Annotated in this window: 18 protein-coding genes; 11 read left to right on the top strand and 7 right to left on the bottom strand. The window is 42.4% G+C overall.

All coding sequences use genetic code 11. From position 1 onward, the window contains the following. Positions 1 to 162: 162 nt before the first annotated feature. Positions 163 to 765, bottom strand: coding sequence for a hypothetical protein (locus ABD692_RS12605; RefSeq protein WP_344767476.1), 603 nt, complete (start codon positions 763 to 765; stop codon positions 163 to 165). A 555-nt stretch (positions 766 to 1,320) separates the two neighbouring features. Between ABD692_RS12605 and ABD692_RS12610 the strand changes: the two genes are divergently transcribed. Next, on the top strand, positions 1,321 to 1,917 hold the full coding sequence (locus tag ABD692_RS12610) for a hypothetical protein (protein ID WP_344767478.1): 597 nt from the start codon (positions 1,321 to 1,323) through the stop codon (positions 1,915 to 1,917). A 144-nt stretch (positions 1,918 to 2,061) separates the two neighbouring features. On the opposite strand, the gene ABD692_RS12615 is transcribed toward ABD692_RS12610, so the two are convergent. Next, the gene (locus ABD692_RS12615; protein ID WP_344767480.1) at positions 2,062 to 3,051 is read right to left on the bottom strand and encodes a hypothetical protein; all 990 of its coding nucleotides are present in this window, start codon (positions 3,049 to 3,051) and stop codon (positions 2,062 to 2,064) included. Between the two features lie 205 nt (positions 3,052 to 3,256). Continuing rightward, positions 3,257 to 4,123 (bottom strand): DUF5677 domain-containing protein, encoded by an 867-nt coding sequence (locus ABD692_RS12620; RefSeq protein WP_344767482.1) that lies wholly within the window; start codon positions 4,121 to 4,123, stop codon positions 3,257 to 3,259. 171 nt (positions 4,124 to 4,294) lie between these two features. Here ABD692_RS12620 and ABD692_RS12625 point away from each other — a divergent pair, with 171 nt between their 5' ends. From ABD692_RS12625 to ABD692_RS12660, 8 genes are all read left to right on the top strand, one after another. Further along, on the top strand, positions 4,295 to 4,744 hold the full coding sequence (locus ABD692_RS12625) for a hypothetical protein (RefSeq protein WP_344767484.1): 450 nt from the start codon (positions 4,295 to 4,297) through the stop codon (positions 4,742 to 4,744). Between the two features lie 202 nt (positions 4,745 to 4,946). Further along, entirely contained in the window at positions 4,947 to 5,540 is a 594-nt protein-coding gene (locus tag ABD692_RS12630) for a hypothetical protein (RefSeq protein ID WP_344767486.1), read from the top strand. 110 nt (positions 5,541 to 5,650) lie between these two features. Next, complete coding sequence (locus ABD692_RS12635) at positions 5,651 to 5,800, top strand: hypothetical protein (RefSeq protein ID WP_344767488.1); 150 nt, start codon at positions 5,651 to 5,653, stop codon at positions 5,798 to 5,800. A gap of 5 nt (positions 5,801 to 5,805) precedes the next feature. Then, positions 5,806 to 7,014 carry a hypothetical protein gene (locus ABD692_RS12640; protein ID WP_344767490.1) on the top strand — a complete coding sequence of 403 codons (1,209 nt, stop codon included), beginning with the start codon at positions 5,806 to 5,808 and terminating at the stop codon, positions 7,012 to 7,014. A gap of 1,165 nt (positions 7,015 to 8,179) precedes the next feature. Continuing rightward, positions 8,180 to 9,589, top strand: coding sequence for a hypothetical protein (locus tag ABD692_RS12645; RefSeq protein WP_344767492.1), 1,410 nt, complete (start codon positions 8,180 to 8,182; stop codon positions 9,587 to 9,589). Between the two features lie 51 nt (positions 9,590 to 9,640). Then, complete coding sequence (locus tag ABD692_RS12650) at positions 9,641 to 10,669, top strand: hypothetical protein (protein ID WP_344767494.1); 1,029 nt, start codon at positions 9,641 to 9,643, stop codon at positions 10,667 to 10,669. Beyond that, positions 10,644 to 12,164: an LA2681 family HEPN domain-containing protein gene (locus ABD692_RS12655; RefSeq protein WP_344767496.1), complete on the top strand. Its 1,521-nt coding sequence runs from the start codon at positions 10,644 to 10,646 to the stop codon at positions 12,162 to 12,164. Before ABD692_RS12650 ends, ABD692_RS12655 begins: the two co-directional genes overlap by 26 nt. Before the next feature lie 9 nt (positions 12,165 to 12,173). After that, the gene (locus tag ABD692_RS12660; RefSeq protein ID WP_344767498.1) at positions 12,174 to 13,082 is read left to right on the top strand and encodes a hypothetical protein; all 909 of its coding nucleotides are present in this window, start codon (positions 12,174 to 12,176) and stop codon (positions 13,080 to 13,082) included. On the opposite strand, the gene ABD692_RS12665 is transcribed toward ABD692_RS12660, so the two are convergent. Both ABD692_RS12665 and ABD692_RS12670 read right to left on the bottom strand, forming a co-directional pair. After that, entirely contained in the window at positions 13,069 to 13,953 is an 885-nt protein-coding gene (locus ABD692_RS12665) for a hypothetical protein (protein WP_344767500.1), read from the bottom strand. The two genes, ABD692_RS12660 and ABD692_RS12665, sit on opposite strands and share 14 nt — an antisense overlap. Continuing rightward, positions 13,940 to 14,515, bottom strand: a complete 576-nt coding sequence (locus tag ABD692_RS12670) for a hypothetical protein (protein WP_344767502.1) — start codon at positions 14,513 to 14,515, stop codon at positions 13,940 to 13,942. The genes ABD692_RS12665 and ABD692_RS12670 overlap by 14 nt, the downstream gene beginning before the upstream one ends. Before the next feature lie 62 nt (positions 14,516 to 14,577). Here ABD692_RS12670 and ABD692_RS12675 point away from each other — a divergent pair, with 62 nt between their 5' ends. Both ABD692_RS12675 and ABD692_RS12680 read left to right on the top strand, forming a co-directional pair. Next, positions 14,578 to 15,666 carry a hypothetical protein gene (locus tag ABD692_RS12675; protein ID WP_344767504.1) on the top strand — a complete coding sequence of 363 codons (1,089 nt, stop codon included), beginning with the start codon at positions 14,578 to 14,580 and terminating at the stop codon, positions 15,664 to 15,666. 15 nt (positions 15,667 to 15,681) lie between these two features. Beyond that, the gene (locus tag ABD692_RS12680; protein ID WP_344767506.1) at positions 15,682 to 17,010 is read left to right on the top strand and encodes a hypothetical protein; all 1,329 of its coding nucleotides are present in this window, start codon (positions 15,682 to 15,684) and stop codon (positions 17,008 to 17,010) included. Between the two features lie 21 nt (positions 17,011 to 17,031). Here the strand turns inward: ABD692_RS12680 and ABD692_RS12685 are convergent, their stop codons facing one another. Together ABD692_RS12685 and ABD692_RS12690 are read right to left on the bottom strand one after the other, a co-directional pair. Then, a complete protein-coding gene (locus tag ABD692_RS12685) occupies positions 17,032 to 17,943 on the bottom strand; it encodes a DUF5677 domain-containing protein (protein WP_344767508.1) in 912 nt (303 codons plus the stop codon). A gap of 12 nt (positions 17,944 to 17,955) precedes the next feature. Next, positions 17,956 to 18,756: a DUF5677 domain-containing protein gene (locus ABD692_RS12690; RefSeq protein WP_344767510.1), complete on the bottom strand. Its 801-nt coding sequence runs from the start codon at positions 18,754 to 18,756 to the stop codon at positions 17,956 to 17,958. Between the last annotated feature and the right edge of the window lie 351 nt (positions 18,757 to 19,107).

Below are 19,107 nucleotides of genomic sequence, written 5' to 3' on the forward strand. Positions count from 1 at the left end.
TGCTTTTTTCGGTCTAATCATAATCAAAGATTTAAAAAGCAAAAGTGATGGGTTAAGAAATGGGAAAGTGGTACTTCCCTACGTAGTAGCGTTATTTTATAACGATACCTGATGACACAGATCAGTCCATACCTTATTTTAGATAAAGAAAATACAGCGTATCTAAAACAGGGTTAACTGCACTGAGCATATCTCCAATTTGTCAAGTTCCTTAAGTGTTGCAGCAATTATCTTTTGGTTATAGTTGGTAGTGTCCTTATCGCCAACCTTTGCTAACATCATCTTTTTGAGTTTGGCTGTTGCATCTATAAGTGCTTCCTCCCTATTTGCAAAGGTTTGATCATATACGCAAATTCCGGAAGAAGATCCCGCGGTACCATAAGAACATGATAGTCCGTAAGTCCAGATTTGATTTGGCCCATGTCCCGGGGTAATGGTACTATAGTTGCCATATCTGTTTTTATCTGGCAGACCAAAGTGTAGTTGTTCTATGTTCAGAAATAGTGGTCTTTTTAACCAATCATATTCATCAAATTCAATGTTTTCAAAACCAAACCTTAATCCCATGCGGTAAGCATGAACATTAAAGATGATTTTTCTTAACGTGTTGCCGAACTTGGCAAACCATTCAATTGAGGCGATATCCTTACTATCCACTGCAGATGAGATTTCTTCAACTAACGGTCTTTCATATCCCATTAGATTGTGATTTTCTACATGGTAGATTAGTGTTTCTTTTGTAAGTAGGCTGACATTTGTTTCCATAATAATAAAAATTAGTTTTTTAATGCAGGAAATCATAGCTGGCAAATACCCGTCAAGGGCAACCGACCAGGTTGTTTATATACCCTTGCGGGTAAAAAATTGTCAGCTATATTTTAGCATTGAGAAAAAACTGATTGTTTGGAAGGGATATTTCAAACAATTATACTGAGGTGGATTAAGGATTGAATGCTTGAGAAGTTATGGCAATCCCTGAATAAAAAAGCTTTTCAGTGATCGGCATATTGTATAGCGAATTGGAATTGAATTTAAAGTCCAATGATACCCCTTTTTGAACCCTAAGGGTATAATATTGCAGAATCGGGATATGGTTTCCTTTTATTCGGATGAGGTGGATTATCGAATACCTTTTAAAGCGTTTTTTTCAAACAGGGCTGTAAAAAGCTTATCTTTAACGCACGTCCGGAAAGACCGATGGAATAGCCCATTGGCGCTAAGGTAATGACAAAAACCCAGAAAGTCCTTGGTATGGAGACGGGTAATTTTGGACCATTATTCAGGATTACTAGATTTAAGAACTCACATATCTTTTTAAATATGAATCCTTCAGAAAGGTTGGTTAATCAGTTTGGCCCAGAGCGGCTCAGGGCTTTGGGAATGGTTTCGGTGCTGGCAGGAAGTATTGAATTTAGATTGGAGCGCCTCATATGGACATTATCAAAAGAGTTGGTTGAAGGGAATAAGCCTTCTACCGATACAAAACCCGTTTCTTTCTTGCTTGAAAACCTGGTTAATTTATCAGAGGGGATCACGCAGCCCGAATTGCAGGGGATTTTTAGGCGTTGGATACAGATTGCCAAACCAGCGTTCAGGTGCAGAAATTCGATACTTCATGGGCTGGCCATTGTGTATAGCAATACCGAGGCAGAATTCATTACCAATACCCGTTGGGCGGGCGAGCAAAGGAAAAGAGCCAGCTCTTCCTTTCATGCCAATGAACACACCTTGGGGCTGCTGAGTTCAATTTTTGAGACCTTGTTAGATTCGATGATTGCGCTCCAATATTACCTGAACGGGCAAATCGAGCTTGAATCTTTTTTTACCCCAGAGTATACTCGGTCCATGCGGGAACAAAGGTCAATAGCAAATGAAATTGTTGACCTGGCGGCAGCGGTTAACCACGAGAAATACTAAATATTGATCCTACATTCTGCCTACCGCATAAACCAATTCTACTGACCCCTTTTCGCCAATTCTCTAAAATGCAGACAAGCAAAACTTTATAACAAATATATTTTCGGCAAGACAGGGTCAATGTACTCTGGTTTATCCAATTCATCATTGTTCGTAATAATCCAGTCCTGGTATGTAAAAACAGTAGCGGACATGCTTATAAATTCTTTTTTCTTCTGGAATTTCCCTGATCTGACCTCCCATCATTCTTCTTACACTTACATTTGCCAAGTGACAGATTAAAACCTCAGTAAAAGAAAATATGGTTTCCAAACCAGTTAAATATTGGGATATGGGTGTTTCTTCGAGCTTTGCTACTTTCGCATTAAGAGCGATTGAGGGTAGCGAGATCGATGTATCTGTATTGTATTTATAATCTTTAACTGTAACCTTTGGAAGCCTATGGTCTAACCCATTGCGCATTTCTTTAATAATCTTTAAGAATTCTAAGTTTTCCATCAAAAACTGGGAAAATCCATGCTCCGCTCCGAATTTATCATTAATCAACGTGGAAAATGTATCGAAGTGCGCCTGTTTATTCAAATCCAGGTCTATGAGCACAGTTGAGGATAGCTCAATCATTATCTGATACATGTGTTCAGCTTTTTGGAAAATGGTTTTTAACAAGGTTTCTAAATCAGGTATGCTCGGAATAGCCGGAGCCTTTCCGCCGTTTTTGTCCGCTTCATAACGGGCATTTGCTTCATGTTCCTTCTGATAATAGGCATCGATGTTATCTTTTAGATTGACTGCTTCCTTGGCCAATTCAATAATTAATTGCCAAATTATTTCCAGCTGTGCTTCAGGAAAACTTCCTTTTCTAAAAAACATTGATGCGGTAAGAAATATTTGTGACACAAGCGGAGATTCGATTCCAGATCCCAGCACTAATTTATGTGCCATGTTAGGCACATTAATATTAGTTCGCATCGGATCTAATGTGTCGGCCGTAATCAATTCATAAATACTCCTGTCCTTAATAATAAAAGTTCTCGTACCGATGTTCAGCATTCTTTTGATGGCGCCATCAGTTCCGTCCCCTACATCTAAATGCCCTCCCTTCCCTCTCTTTCTTGCTATCGGATCATCTTCCATACCAGATATTCTTTTTAATGCGCATGGCCTAAAACAGACACCGCAACCTATTTTTATCAAAGCTATAATTTAACTACGGAACCTATTTGCGCAAGTAGAAAGTTATTCAATTTTTCAATATTTCTCAACTGTACCAAAGATCCTAAAAATACTTGCCTGCAGTCCGTGAGTCAGCAAACATTCTTTTTTACCCATGTTTATGGTCTCAATCCCAATGCTCTTTTTGAAGATAGTAAGTCGAATATTTTATCAGATCGGTAAGCTGTTGATTTTCATTGATACAAACATCAATTTCGGGATATAGCACCCTAAAGTTATTCAAGGTTGCCACTGAGAAAAATATTAAGTATGGTGCTGTAAAATGTACGTATTCATTCACATCTATCGAATTGTTTAGAAAATAATCCAGCTGTATCATAGCAAAAGGCTCGGAATGTGAGTACAATGAATGGAACTTATAGATGTAATCATGGTGAAACTTAGACACTCCTGCAATAGCGTGTAATTGACCTGGTTTTGGCCAGTTCGGTAAAATGCTATTCTTATACCTACCAAATTTCTTGCTGAACTGTTCTAAATAATCGGGGTATTTTTCCTGGATAATGTTGGTGTACAAAGCGATCTGTTTTCCTTCCGCATCTAAGTTTTCATCTTTTCTTGCCCTATTTTTCGCCATCAAAACCCGTTCGGAAAGCCCTCTGACTTTCCACCATAGGCATACAAAATGCCGCTCTTCTTCAGTCTTAAAATCATTAATGATCCAGGATGACTGTAGAAAGCTTTCATATACAGACCTGGTGAGATCAAGAGGCGTAAATTGATCAAATGATCTACCAGTAACTTGGGGAATGATATCATCAATATGATAACCGTGCAAAATCCTGATGCTGGTGAGCAACTTGCTGTAGATAAAAGCAATATAGGCAAGCATATTTTTTCTTAGCGCATCCGTTGGCTGTCTAGGATCCGTTACAGGCTTAATGGTGCTAAGTATGTGCGAATAATCGGAAGACACTTTTACTAGGACCTCAAGATCATCTTTGCTTTGTTTGTTAAAGTTTAGGGTATGCATTTATAGAATCGATGACCTCTAAATAACAAAAAACTAGGCAAATACAAAAGTGCTAATCTACTCTCAAGAACTTTCTGTGAGAATTTGAATATAAAGTTGTTGGCTAAAATTGCATAATTTTAACTGAACAAAGAGTGGATATAATTTTTCATTTAGGTATTGACATAGCTTATGTACTTAGAGTATACGACAAAGGAGCATGAAAAAGTAGCATTTTATGCATATACAAACCCGGACAGATCTGAGCTGATCGGAATGGCAGAAGGATATTTGGGCATACGGAATGATCTTGTCACCGTAATCAAGATTATTCCAGAATTTCAGAACAAAGGATTTGGATTTAAGCTTTTTACTGAGGTTTTCCAACACCTTTCGGCTCCAGGGCCCATTAGCACAGTGGTAGGATCCTGGGAAAAAGGCAATGAATTCAGCTACTGTGAAGATGGGCAGTCTACAAACCTAAGCGTCTTCCAACAACTAAGGGACAGCGGATTTACCGATAAAGAAGCGGCCTTTGGCACTCCGACAGGAAAATGGGCGCACCGCATGGGATATAACCTAGTTGATTTTAAGGTCATCGGTAGAGATTATGTTCATCTCGAATTTACCAAAACAAGTTAAGAAAGCTTCTACTAAACATTATCCGCTACTTTAGTTATACCTTTCTTAGGAACATGTATAAAAAGGGCAAAACGAGATAGATCGCTTGCTAAAATAAAAAAAAGGTAAAAATATTTGCACTACGCAAGTATATTGCGCAGCAAACTAATTTCTTTGTATCATAGAAACTATAAAGAAATCCACGGACCGAAAACAATGCGCGATGCTACAGCAGAAAAAACAAGCGGAATTACTCGAATATCGAAACAGCAGAAAAAATAGCGATAACGACTTTATGGCCACCATTACATTTAACTTGCTTGAAAACTTGAGTAAGCGCAACAACTTTATCCATAAACAAATTGCGCACTATAAAGAACTGGACAAACAATTTGATCAGGATTTTGGTATTTCGGCTGGATTTTACATCTGTTCATTAATTACTTGTTGGGAGACATTTTTTAGGGATCTATTTATATTTATCTGCGATTTTGATCCAAGTATAAATCAAATATTAAGAAAGGAAATTGATGGAGAATCTCTAGGTAAATTAACCGTTGGAGAATATTTTGCTGCGAAATACAATTTTCAGAACTTAGAGCAAATGCGTAAAGCATTGGACAAAATCTACAGAAGGCAGACAGCATCAATTTCCGATTATTTCCCTACTGAGATTTTCCAGAACGTGGCGATGACAAGGCCTTCCATTATTTTCTTTTGGATTTCCGAACGTAGGTTACAAGAAAAAATTGAAGATGTATTGGCAACAGCCTTCAACATACGACACCGATTGACACATGATGCAAATTTCAAATAGAAATCATACCTGATCAAATATCTGAAATTGAGTCTGTATTCCAGACCTTACCCCAATTTATTTCCACCAGTCTTGCTGTTAAGTACGGTCAAAAACAGGTAGTTTTTAATATGAAAGATAAATCTTTGAGATTTACAGATAATCCGCTGGCTGAAGAGATGCCATATGCGTTCAATACCAAAGATTTCATGGCCGAAGATTGGCAGGTCGTGTCCAAAGTTGACCATGTTAAACTAGTTGAAAACCTGAATAAAGCTTAGCACAAATGGAAAAGGAGATGAATAATATGGGGGCAGACCAAATCGTAAAGCTCATCAAAACGGGGCTCGAAAACTGGTCGATATTTTCCCCCGGACTAAAGGATATAAAAGTAAACGGGACCTATCTATTAAATGCGGGTTACACTCTTACTGTGGATTATATTTCCGGCTTTACCAAAGCACTTGATATCAAAGTTGAAATTTCCACCATCATGGTTTTTTGTGCAAGCTTTCTATCCGGTGAATTCGAAAACAGTCTTCCTATTTCAAGAATAGCAGTAAAAGCCTTGGACGATGTCGGCAATGAACTTCTTTTTGCCATCACAACAAAAGAACTGGCAAAAAAAGCATCGCGTTCCAATGTAGAATGGCTCAGAGGCACCTATTTTCAGGAAAACACCGAAGATTACAGGCTTATGAGAGCCAAAGCCATTATCTCAGACATCGAAAACGGGTTGCGAAGAGCCATCGTCGAAGTGTATTCGAACAAACATGGGAACGACTGGTGGAATACTATGATAGGAGAAAAAATCAGGAACAGTACCCAGTCCATGTATGAAAACAACTATGGCGAACTTATAAGCGACGGCAATATTCTAATTGATCATACATTTACCAGAGATCTAAAGAAAATCATTTGTTCGGACTGGGAAGCATTTTCACATCTCTTCCCTTCTAAAATTGGTTTTGAAAATGAGATGGACAGGTTCAATGAGCTCAGAAGAATTGAGGCACACAATAGATCCGTAAGTCGCGAGAATCTCGTCGAACTGGAAAAGCTTTATGAACAGCTTCTTTTAGAAATTTCAAAAATTATTCCTGGTTTGGAGTTCAACTTTATGTTAGAAAATTGGAAAATAGGTATCAAAAGCCTGGGCGAAATCCAACTCAAATCAACCTATACCATTCAACAACTAGAGAAATTACCTTTGGACGAAAAAATCAGGTTAATCGTAAAACAAAATAAAAATATTATTCAGTACCTGCAACAAATCATCCAAAGATTTGATAGCCTGAAGCCACCGATTTCAAAAAAACAGGTACATGAACGGTTGAGAGAATGCTACCTACAGTATCAGAATTTAGAGAAAGAAAAACTTTCCGCAATAGAGGGATTCCAATTTGAAAAAATCCAATCCATTGAAGACAAGATAAAACTACATAAGTCCAATATGGATGAATTTTCCTCAAAATTTCTTTTATCTGAATCCTAAAATCTAGCCATTTGTTATTACTGACCTTATAACCGGTTTAATAGTCCTAAACAAGGACCAATAAATATCTTATAAACACTTGTGCCCCGCAAGGGGCCGCCGGATATTTTGGGCATCCCGCGCGGGGCACATCAAACACAAAACAGTACCTACTTCAAAAATCCCTGCTCTTTGAGATTATTGAGCCAAATGTCGGCAAACTCGGCGTATTCCTACTACAGTTCGTGGTCAGGGTAGCTCGTACCATCCCCGAACCGTATGCTCTGCTGGTCGATGCCCAGGTTTGCCTGTCTAATGGTGTATGGAATTGCACTGTACTTTTCCAAAACGTCACCATCCCTTACGCTAGACTGATGAGGCTCGAACCTATTAAGTAGAATTGTCTTTGTAAATCAGATTCTTAACACTTAATATTATTTTTTCGAAAAATTTACTTAAAAATTTTCAAATCTGCAATTCGTTTCAAATCCTCAATAAAAAAGTTCGTTAACTGCCTTGTGACGTGCACTTTTCTTACTATACAGAAATGAGTGTTCTAAAAACCTCTCGAACTATGAGAGTGAAAGATTTTTAGAACACAATACTGTTACTTTTTTTGGAAATTTTGGGGTTCTTTTTGCAAGTTATTTTTCTCCAAAATCCTTTCTAATACCTCCAGAAAGCCACAAAGGTGTTCAAAGTATTTCCCGTGCACGTACTTAAGGAAACGCACGAAATGTTCTGTTTCCTTTTTTTATGCCCTTATACCACTGAAAAACAATATGTTAAAACACATACAAAACGTGTTCGACAAATTGAGCTTATTTTCTATTGTTTTTGAATGATAAATGTAAAATTGGCTTAAAAGGCTAATAAACTATGTTTTTTAGTGTTCGACATTCCCTTAAGGATTTTTGCTTAGAAATAAAATTCTCCAATTGGATTCATTTATCAATGAAAATCTTTAGAAGTTCAAAGTGGAGATTTCGCATATAGAGATCAGTCCATTGCGAAATCGCTTGGTCGTTGATGAATAAATTTCCAATTAATCCTGAAATACTACAGGAACAGAACCATCGAGCTAAAGGGTTAAAGTAGAAAACTGAATACCCTGGTATCGCATCAGAACCGGAAATCTGTTTTTTTTGCTTTGGTCAAATCTGATTATATTTACCTAAAATAAATTATGCGCTCTACATTCTACCACTTTTTAAACATTGGTTTGCTTCTGCTGCTGTGTTTATCGTCCTGTATTAAAAAGATGCCCGCTCCTTCAAACAAGAAACTTCGGGACAGCTATACCTTAACCTGGAAAGGCGAACGGAATTTTTTATTGTTTCAGAACCGGCACATCGATTCAGGAAGATTGACAGATGAAAAATGGCCGCTGATCAGCGTACATAAAGGCAAAAAGGAAGTCCTGAATATTTCAGACCGCGATAAAGTATTGACGCTGAATGTGGATGGCTTGCATTTTCCGGTCACTGCGGTGAGCTATCCAAGCGCTAAAAAACCTGCGCAGTTTTATAACAGTCCGCTTCGGCTAACTGGCTCGCATTTTGATGTTGAGGAAAATTCCTGGAGCGAAAAGATTCAAAAAATGGAAATATCAAATCTTGACTGCGATTACCTTGAAATTTCCAGTCAGGATACCCTATCGGTTTCGGTCAGTGGAAATATCAAAGCGATGCGCTTCCAAAGCTATTTTTTAGGCGTAAAAGGTTTCCTTGACCTCACTGTCAATTCCTCGAGCCTTCCAGATGTGGATAGTTTGGTCATTTCAGATAAAGATTTAGGCTTAATCCGAATATGGGCGCATTGCAAAAAAGTGATCATCAAAGACTGTCTGGTTTCATCAAGCAGCATACTCGGCATCACCAGCCACAGACCCGACACCCTGGTGCTTGATCATGTGGAGTTTAGCGGCCAGGGCTTGCTTTCCATTGATCAGGGATTCTACTCTGTAGGCGGCGCAAAGACGGTATTATTAATAGAAAACACCGATATCAGCAAGATCAAGTTGGATTATTCGGATTTTTTCTACCAGCCTTATTTCGAAACGCCCAATAATAAGAAGAAACAGGATTGGTCTTACTCGAAAACCAAACAGAATTTTCTGGCGCTGATCCAAGGACAGAAAGCTTCCTTTAATGAGGCCGGCATGACTGCTGCATCAGCGGATTTTGCCCGTTTTGAAGATCAGAAAAATGGGCTGACCCGATTTTTAAGTCCCATTAAACGCTGGTGGAACAACTATGGATTTGATAAGGTAAAAGTGGTATACAGTATACTCTCAATGTTCCTGGGCATAGTGGTTTTTAATGCCTTGTTTTTCCGGTATGTAGTTGCAGTTTATAAAATCTCCTCGATTGACACCGCACGGGCTCGGTTTATTGCTGGTCCCCTTACTTTTAAGAAAAGTATTTTGAGGTTTATTTTGGTCTGTTTTTACAGCGGTTATTTATTTTTCGGTCTGAAACTGGATGTATCCAAACTTGAGCTCAAATCGTATGGGCTTGCAATAGTGATCATTATGGAATACACTGCCGGGATTATATCCATGGCTTATCTGGCCAATCTGATTCTGGCTGGATAGATGTGATCAGTCTTTGTTTGACTTTTAGCTTTTTAACCCATAACGTCCATTATGAAAAATTTTACCTCACCCAAGGGAATTTTCTCTTTACGCATTCCGGTAGAATGGCAATATATCAATGTTGCTGCTGGGATGAAGGAAGAGTCGCCATATAGTTTTCAGCACTATCAGGAATCCAAAAGTGCTTTTCAGGTCAGTTGCTATCCCAAGCCGGCCAAATGGGACAACAAAATACCTGATCAAAAGGCCAATACCGACCATCTTCGATTCGAGCAGACGCGAATGGATGATGAGGAATTTCACGTCCATCTCTGGTTTGCGAATGTAGAAGACCATTATTTCATAGTCAAGTTTATTTATGATGCTCATCGGGCACAGAGCCTTGAAGTGGCAGCGGAACTCACTCAAGTCACTCTTGCACTTTCCACACTACAGTTCTTGACGGGTTCAACGCGCACAGCGGCGATGGAACTTGACGTCTATGAAAAGTTTATTGCCTCACTGGCCGCATCCTTTGATCTGCGAAACAGGGCATTCGAAAAAATGGCCCTGATCGAATTGGTGATCATTTTAGCAAACCAGATTGATGCCTATCTAAGAATGGCCATTGTGTTGCATAAACAGCTAGCAGACCAGACCGAGCGGATAGAGGTGTGCCTGCTTAGACAGGAAAAAGGTGACCAGCCGGTCTTCGAGAAACAAATTTATAGCATGGCTGCAGATCTAGAAATTATCAGTGATGAGCTTCGGGACAGTCTGTTCTCATTGTACTCAGAACGCAACAAGGTGGTACACAGATACATCATTTCAGATTTCAAAACCCGTGACTTGATTCAAATCGTTTATGACTATGACCAGATTTGCGAAAAAGTGCGGCTGAGGCTCAAATATTTTGAAGATCTGCAACTTGCACAAAAGGTGGGTATTTATGCACACAAAAACCCCGGCGGAATGCCTGACGCGCTGGCGATGGATATCCTCTTTGCACAGGTGAATGACAAACATTTGGATAAGGAACTTTTTAGAAAGATCAGTCCAAAAAAAACAGGTCGTAATGAAAAAAGAAGTTCAAAAAACTAGGTCCGCAGATGAGGGGCATCCCATCAGCATTGATGAAATAATCGCCCTTATCGGCCAACATTTTGACTATGCCTTAGATACTGGCAATCCCTCTTATATCAACCGGGGCATTGCTATGGCTGAAGGTATAAATGAGGGGGACTGCAGCGCACAGCAACGGATTACCCTTCATTATTTCTTATCTAACGGCTGGTTTTCCTTGCAGGGTTTTCAGCAAGTACACCTTGATGCCGACTGGACGCTGGGCCGAACAGAGATGACCAGGGGATTGTTTCACCTGCGAAAATGCATCGCAATTTCGGAATTTCAGCATGCACAAAAAGAACTTCGGTGTGAGGTTTATACCAATCTTGGCAATCACTTTTCCCATGTGGGTCAGTTCATAGAGGCTATCCAATATTGGCGAAAAGCTTTAGAAATCATTCCAACATTTGCGATGGCCATGGGAAATATGGGTATGGGGCTGTACCGCTATTCTTCAGCTCAACACCTGGATAAACACCGCAGTATTTTTGTTCACCAGGCCTACCAGTGGCTCAAAAGTGGATATGCCTTAAAAAAATCCATTCATCCCTTTGCCGCAAGGGAATTTAGTAAATTAATAAAGATGATAGAGAAAAGCTGGCCCGAGGAGTTTTTGGCGCGGGAGATGGATTTTTCCTTTGCGCTTGGCAAGCAGCGAAAGCTAAGGGAATATCGGGAGTGGGGCCTTACCAATGGACTTTACCTAAATCCGCTGAACGATCTGGGCGCTCTTGAACTGGCTTCCCATGATTGCCTGCACCTGCCCGCAATGACCGTTGGGCTGGATGAAAGGCCGAAATATCATTCACTCTACAACCAGCTCAAGCAGGAATACGGGACAGCCAGATTCCTATTTTATGAGGGCACCCAGCACCCTGCCCGCTCCTATTCGGACAAAGACATCAAGCTGGTGGATACCCTGGATTATGCCGATTACTCTTTCAACCTGGAAAAGGTAAAGATTGCCTACCGGCTGATTTATTCTATATTTGACAAGGTCGCGTATTTTCTCAATGATTACCTCTCAATCGGCATCCCGGTAAATCAGATCAGCTTTCGCGTACTCTGGCATGAGGACAGAAAGGGCGAAATCCTCCGGCCGAAATTTTCAGGTAGTTCGAACCTGGCGCTAAAAGCTCTGTACTGGCTGAGCAGGGATCTTTTTGATAAAGGAAGCAGCCAGGAGCTACTGGAACCAGAAGCCAAGGAACTGGCCGACATCCGCAACCACATTGAACACCGTTCCTTTAAGATCAAGCAGTATGGGAACTGGGGTGAAATCGAGGATGGTTTTACATTTGCCATAGGCCGGGAGGAATTTGAACTGAAAACGCTCAAGCAGCTCAAGATGGCAAGGGCCGCGCTGATCTATCTCTCATTGGCCATTCACGAGGAAGAAAAGCACAGGGTAAAGAATGGACATACGATCCCCTACCTTCTCCCTAATTTGCGGCAGGATTATAAAATTTAAAGCATCATTATGGAGATGAACTATAACCAATACCATTTTAACCCGAAGCAGCTGGCGGAGATGGAAGAAGAAGTGGATAAACTGATGCGCAACCAGCAGGGCATCAAAGCATTTTTGTCAGATTTTATGGATGGCACGCGCAGCCAGGAAATACCATCAGACTATATGACTTTTTTACATTTGCTGTTTAAGATTTATTTTAACCTGGATGCGGTTGCTGCACTGTTGCCGGCAATCAGGACGGATGTGCGCCAGAAAATCAGCATCAACCTGCTGTTCCGTTCGGTGGTGGACGATATCATTAACCTGTATTACTTGTTGGGCACAGTAACCAAAGGCCCAGGCAGGCGGGTTTCGCTGGAAAATGAACTCACTATACTTCACAAGGAGTTTTTGATGAGCTGTGAGGAGATCATCGCTGCAGAGGCAAAGATCCAGGAATATGGTTATCATTACCAGCAGTTGGAATTACCTGAAAGTCCGGATTTGGAGGCTGCATTGCTGGAAATGCGCAGGCAGAATCCCGAAGTTTATGATAATAAAAAAAAAGAATACAGGAAAAATAAAGCGATCAGGGCAAACAGTCTGGCTTCGCTAAAACCGTTGTTTGAAATGACTGATTACGCCGTGTTTCTGTCCGAAAAACAAAAAGTGCGTTTTATCGACGCCAGGGGATTCAGCCGCAGTGAAATGTTTACCTATCTGTTCAAGTATTTTTCCCAGTACCAGCATTACAGTCCAAAGGCGCACGAGTTCCACCTGTCCGATGCCCTCCTGGATTTGAAATGCTACCGCTGGGCACTTATGGAAGTGCTCGACAGCATTGGGGAGATCAACCGGATACTCTCGCTGAACAATGCCCAGGAAATGGAACAAAAACTAAACGAAAGGATCCGGGACAGCATCAAATGGGAGTAAGTGGTGCGCCGGGCAGGCTATAGAGAAATCCCCCATCCTTTTCTGGCTGGATGTAGAGCTCGTTCAGGAAGGCCATCAGGTACAAGTAACCATCCAGGCAATGATCAAGTTGCGCTTTGAGATACACCAACAAATTGTTGCGCTCTTCATCCATCTGTACAACCACAGATTCATCATCACTGGACCCGTCGAGAAATTTGCCGAAAAATTCGTTGTCATAACCCTTTTGATGCACAAAAAACTGTCGTCGGCCGTTAAATTTCGGATATTCATTTTTAGAAAAGTCAACCAGCCATTTTAGGTTTTCAGAATTCATCAATTGCGGGTATTTTGAGCAGATGTGTTCAAATGGATGGTGAAAGTAGGTTTTTCCGCGCAGCTTAAGAATGACCTCGGGAAAAAAGCCAGAGAGATAATCTGAGATGCGCTGCCAATACTTATAAATGCTTTCAAAGGCGATTGGAATTTCGCGGTTAAATCTTGCATCTTCCAGGGTCTGATCATAAACGAAGTGTTTTTTCCCATTGTGGTAGCGGTAACTGTATTTAAGCTGTAGAATATAGGGATGATATAGGTAAAGCGTCCCAATCCGGTACTTGATTTCTCCGGTAATGGAAAACAATTCGGTTTCGGCGTAATAGTAATTTTTATCAGATAGCTCCTTGTTGATCTCCGTGAACACCTGCTGCAGCCTTTTGTACAAACCGGCCTGCCCGGCCCTTACTATGGCCGGGTTGGACAGGGCCATAACGGAAATACCCTTAAAAGTATACTGATTATCGCTCAGTGCCTGCAGCCCTTCCCGCTGATAAATATCAAAAAGCAGGTTGTTGTAACTGTCAATAATCGCGCGCGGGTCAGTTATTTCCATTGAAATCGGATTGGATTTTTAGTCTTTCAATTTTTGCTGAAGCCAGCTTTTGTCTCAAGTCACACCCGGGTTCATAAATGCAAAGGTTAAGGGTTGTGAAAAGCGAATCCGCCTGGCGGATTTTTTCGGTCAGGTCCTGCATCTGGGCTGTAGAGAGTATGTGGCTTTCTTCATCCACTCCCCTCTTGAAGGTTTTGTCCTTGAATATTTCGGCGGTTATCGGATCGCTTTCTGTGCGGTCGTTAAACCAGCTGCCATGGACCATGAAATTGCGCTGAGAGATGAGTCCTTCGGTAAGGACAAACAGCCTGTCCACATGTTTGAGCTCCAAATCCCTGCCTACATAACGGATGCTTAGGAGGCTTCTGAATTTTTGCAGCATCGGGTAAGCGGTTAGCTCGGCGAGCATTACGCGGGCATACCGGACTTCTTTGAGTCCGTCCAGGATCAGCAGGGTGTAAATGGAGACTTTTAGGGTCAGTATGAGCCTTTCAAATTCGATGACCAGTTGGCCAAGGCCTTCAAAAATATTATGGTTGTTTTCCGCGGTATTTTCCTTCAAGGTTGATATCTTAATAGCTCCAAGATAAGCAAAAAAATAACCAGTTAGACATTATCACCTTTATGATCGTCATTGAAAAAGGAACCAAGACCGTACTATCGGCCAGGTTCCACTTAGCCAACAACATCTGCGCCTACCTCTATGACCAGATCACCGAAATCCTCGATGCACCGGAATACGAAATGATGGCCAATACCGACATCGATTTTAACGACGATCCCGAACTCAGGGCTATCTTTGAACGCCAGGATAGCCATCCGCTGGATATCCTGCAGCAGTTTGAGCGAAATGCAGAACTGGAGGTGGTGGTGACCAAGCACCTGGTGATGTCGATGCTCGCGGATATGGTGAATTTCATTTACGAATCGATCATCATAGCCCAGAAGGGAAAGATGAGCGTAGCCTATTCCCTGATCCGCAAACCCTTTAAGGACCAGCTATGCCTACTGGAGCAGATCCTGGTGGACCGGGAGGAGTTTTTTCAGCGGTTTTTCCATCATGGAGATTCCAGCGCCTATGATCCGAGTGCTCCTTCGCTAGATAAACGCGAGTTGATCAAAAAGGCATCAGCAAAGATCAACCTTCTAGCGCCCGACGCAGACTTCATGTATGACATCCGCTATGACCGTTCCATTCATTGGGGATTGAGCGTACTCTCGGACAAGGCGATCCATATTGTCACTTCCAACAAAAACTACAAGACGCCCAATCAGGATATGAACTTCCTTTTTGTGGCGCCGGAAGAGGTGGAGAACCTGCAGGAACATTATTATTTTGCGATGCCACAGCTGATGATCTACACTACTGCGGTGATCGATGATATTGTTTTTGGGCTTATGCCGCATAAAAGGGGCCTCAGGCTGGAAAAAAAACTTAAACGCTTTCTGGGCCAGATCATGCTCATGGACCATCCCGGTGGTGTAGAATCCAAAAAGGTCTACCGCTTTCTTTCTGCCCAGATGAAGTCCAGCTGCCCAATATGTGCCCACAGAAACCGGTATACCAAAAGGGATTTCATCGGGTATTTTTTTGAGCATGTGTTGTATTGCAAAAAATGTTTCAACACGGTGCCCCTGTCTGAGGAGTTGCAGGATTTCCTAGCGGATTTTTTTCACAAAAGTCCGGAGGCAAAAGTGAATGATGCGGAATAAATCTTAATTTTAGGGATGACAAATTCAGCGCCCCAGCTCCAGGCCTATTCCATTCAGTTCTGTGGAATGTTCAACTTCAGTCCCATCCAGCGCGAAATGCTGAGGACACAGCCGATGTACCAAAAGGCTGTCATTACCAATCAAACGGTGAGGAGCATCATTTCCAGGCAATATTATCCGGCATTCCGGCCCTTCATCCTCAACGACTGCCCGGACAAAGAATACATGGAACTGGTTTCTGCCGGTGTGGCTTTTCCAAACTGTACCTTTGAGGACTACAAGCCGAACGGCCAGGTGATGCCCTCCCCTGTTTTCAATGTTGAAAAGGTTTCGGTCACTTTCTATAACGAAGCATTCAGGACGGGCATTTACAGCTTTGAGATCAGGGTGGTGGATGCACAGGGTGCTGAGGTGCCGCTGGATGTGGAAGAACTCTCCTCTTTGGTCAAATTTGCCAGGGAGTTTGACAGCAAAATCATCACCGGCGGGCAGACGATGCGCATTTCAGACTTTATTGAGAAAAAAATGCTCGTATTGAATAGCAACGGGGATTTTATTTCCATATCCGAGCAGCAGGGATCTGTGTATTATAACGGTTCCAAACTCAAAACCTGGATCACGGCGGATCTGGCAAATTTTCCTGCGGGCTATGAACCCGATCATGCGCTTTTTGAGCTGGGTACTTCAGCACCATATCTAACGGCGAGTACTGCTGGAGACTTCCGTCCGAGCAAGTTGTACCTGGATTCGATCATCAGCGGCAAAATCAGTGTATTTGAAAACTGGTCGGCACTCTGTCTGCAGGATACTTTCATCCTGCTGGCCAGCAATTACCTGCAGCAAGGGGAACTGGTCTGGCGGGATACTTACATGAAGATCTACAAGTTTAACCTGTATTGCAAGTTTTATCTATTCAAGGTGAACTCAGAGGTGACCACCAAGGGCAAACTCTCGGTCACCAGGACGGAGCTGGCCCGTTTTTTAAACCTGTACCATATGGAAATGATCTCCTATAACTTTCTGCCTAATCTGATCTTTGCCAACATCAAACAAACTCTGGGGATCCACGGTGAGTCGCTGGCACTGATGGAAAAAATCGAGAACAGCTCGAAGATTTTAAGGGAAGAGAGCGATAGGCTCCTGAATATACTCCTGGCGATCATCGCCTTTACCAGCCTGGTTTCGGTAATAGGTGATTTCAGCGGGCTGATAGCCAAGCTGTACGGCAATGCGGAACCTTCAATGGTCGTGCAACAAGGCAATACCTGGATTGCACTGGTGGTGCTTTTGGCACTGATCGTTTTTGTAACCGGGCGTTATTTTTTCCGTAAACGCAAGCTTTAACCCACCAGATTATAGATGAAGTTACAGCAGGCTTTGGTAAAACGACCTAAAAGTTAGGTACCAGTTGGCCATGTCGATTTCGCGGTTTGGCATGCGATAGCGGATGTAGGCCCAGTAGGCAATCATACCTAGTGAACAGGCATGCTGGGTAACGGCCTTAGTGTCGGTGAGCAGTCGGATCTGGCTGATGGTGAAGTGTCCTTCCTCCGTGCCGAATTTTCCCTTGAGGATATCTTCGCCATGGATGGATCCCGACCAGCCCCGATAGAGCACTTCATAAAGCCCCTGATGACTGAGTTTTTCGGCAAGCTGTTCGATGGTGGGCGGGCCGTCGAATAACTGGTGCCAGGCAGGATTTCGCGTGCCGGAAGAAACGCTGCGCTGGTATTCGGTCTCGACTTCTTTATATAGTGGATGGTCCATGAGGGATTTCAGGTTTTCCCTGTGGGCAGGCAGGCCTTCGATGTTTGGTGGCAGGATGTAATCGGGCAGTGACCGGTCTGCCCGGAGTTTGCTTCGAAGTTGTTTAAACTGCTCTTTTCCGGGTGTGAGCTTCTCGGTGAGCTTGTTTTCGCTGTGATAATTGCAGATCAAAAAAGCCAGTCCGTTTCGCTCCACCGCTCCCTGGAGCATAAATTCCAGGTTCAGTACCGATTCGAGCACGACACGGAGCAGACTTTTGCAGGGGTCGATCGAACCGGCCCGGACCAGTACCGAAATGGCGTCCAGGTTTTCCAGGATATTGCGGAAAATCATCAGCTGTGGAATGACTTCATCACGCCCATTTGTGGCCTCAAGCCCCCAACTCAGCACATGGGTACCGAAGCTGACCAGCTCATCTATTCCCGCAGAGTAAGTATTTAATGTGTTTTTTTCCTGCGGATCAAGGTGATCCAGACCGGGATGGAGCTCAAAAACAGGCTTGGTGTTCATGGTATTCTATTTTTAATCGTTACGGTATTTGATCGAATAGCGTTCTTTCAGCTCTGCATCTACCAGAAGTTCCAGCCCCTCGCGCTGAGTGAAATAACGGAAGGACAGCTCGATGGTATTATAGGCATACAAGATGACCTCTTCGATCGCTTTCAGGTTATGCTCATCGTCCTCTCTGGTCAGTTCCCTTTCAAATGTTGCATTGGAATAATGCACAAATTCAGATGTATCCTTCCAGGAATAGTAGGCGCGCTGACTGAGCTTACTGAATTCAAAATCGGTGATGCCTGCGGCAATCTCGGTCAGGGTTTTGAACCGTTTAAAACGGAACCTGTCTTTATCGGAAAAGAATATGTCGTTTTCCGCGCGGTTTTTAAAATGTTCGATCAGTGCCTTAAACTCAGTAATGGACAAATAGTGGGGATACTTGCCTTCAAAATGTTTGTGGTTGGAATCCACAAGAATGCGGAGGGCAAGAAATGCCTGTCGGTGTACATCTGCATTTAGGGCTGTTATGGCCTGCTGTTCATCTGCATCGAGCTTGAGGTAAAACACATGAAGGAAATCGTCCAGCAGACAGCGGCAGAGCACAAAGATACTGGTGATGTTGTGGTGTGCGGTATGTTCGAGCAGCGTGGCGATATCGTTGAGCAGGACCACCTGACGTCTGATCATGCCCAGGTAATAGTCCTGCAGGAGCTGCTTTTCAGGGCAGCGCCCGGCAAGTTGTCCCAGGTTCTCATCGCCATAGACGGCAACTTTTCTCGCTTCGGCAATGATGCCGGGAAGGTCGATGTTTTTTATTTCTTTCATTTCCGAGCGATTTTTACTTAGGATTACCAGTTTTCATAAAGGTATTGATTCAGGTTACTTCTCTGCAATTTATCAATTTAGAATCAATGAAGTGCTGGAAATAGGCCATTAGATCGTTTTTGGATGTCATGGGAAATCGAAATAAAGAACAGTTCTTGCATATGGGCCGCGTTATTACCCGGCGAGCCCCAGGATAGATGCAGCTGGAAAATTTGACCTGTTTTACCGATTGGCCACATCCCCTGATAGTTTACAACCTACCGACTTTTGCCTGAAACCTTTACGGAAATATCAAGACAAAAAAAATGGGTGAAATTGTCAAGAATGATGAGGAATTAGGCCAATCTTTTC

Origin of the sequence: Pedobacter ginsengiterrae (assembly GCF_039537385.1) — a bacterium.
GTDB lineage: Bacteria > Bacteroidota > Bacteroidia > Sphingobacteriales > Sphingobacteriaceae > Pedobacter > Pedobacter ginsengiterrae.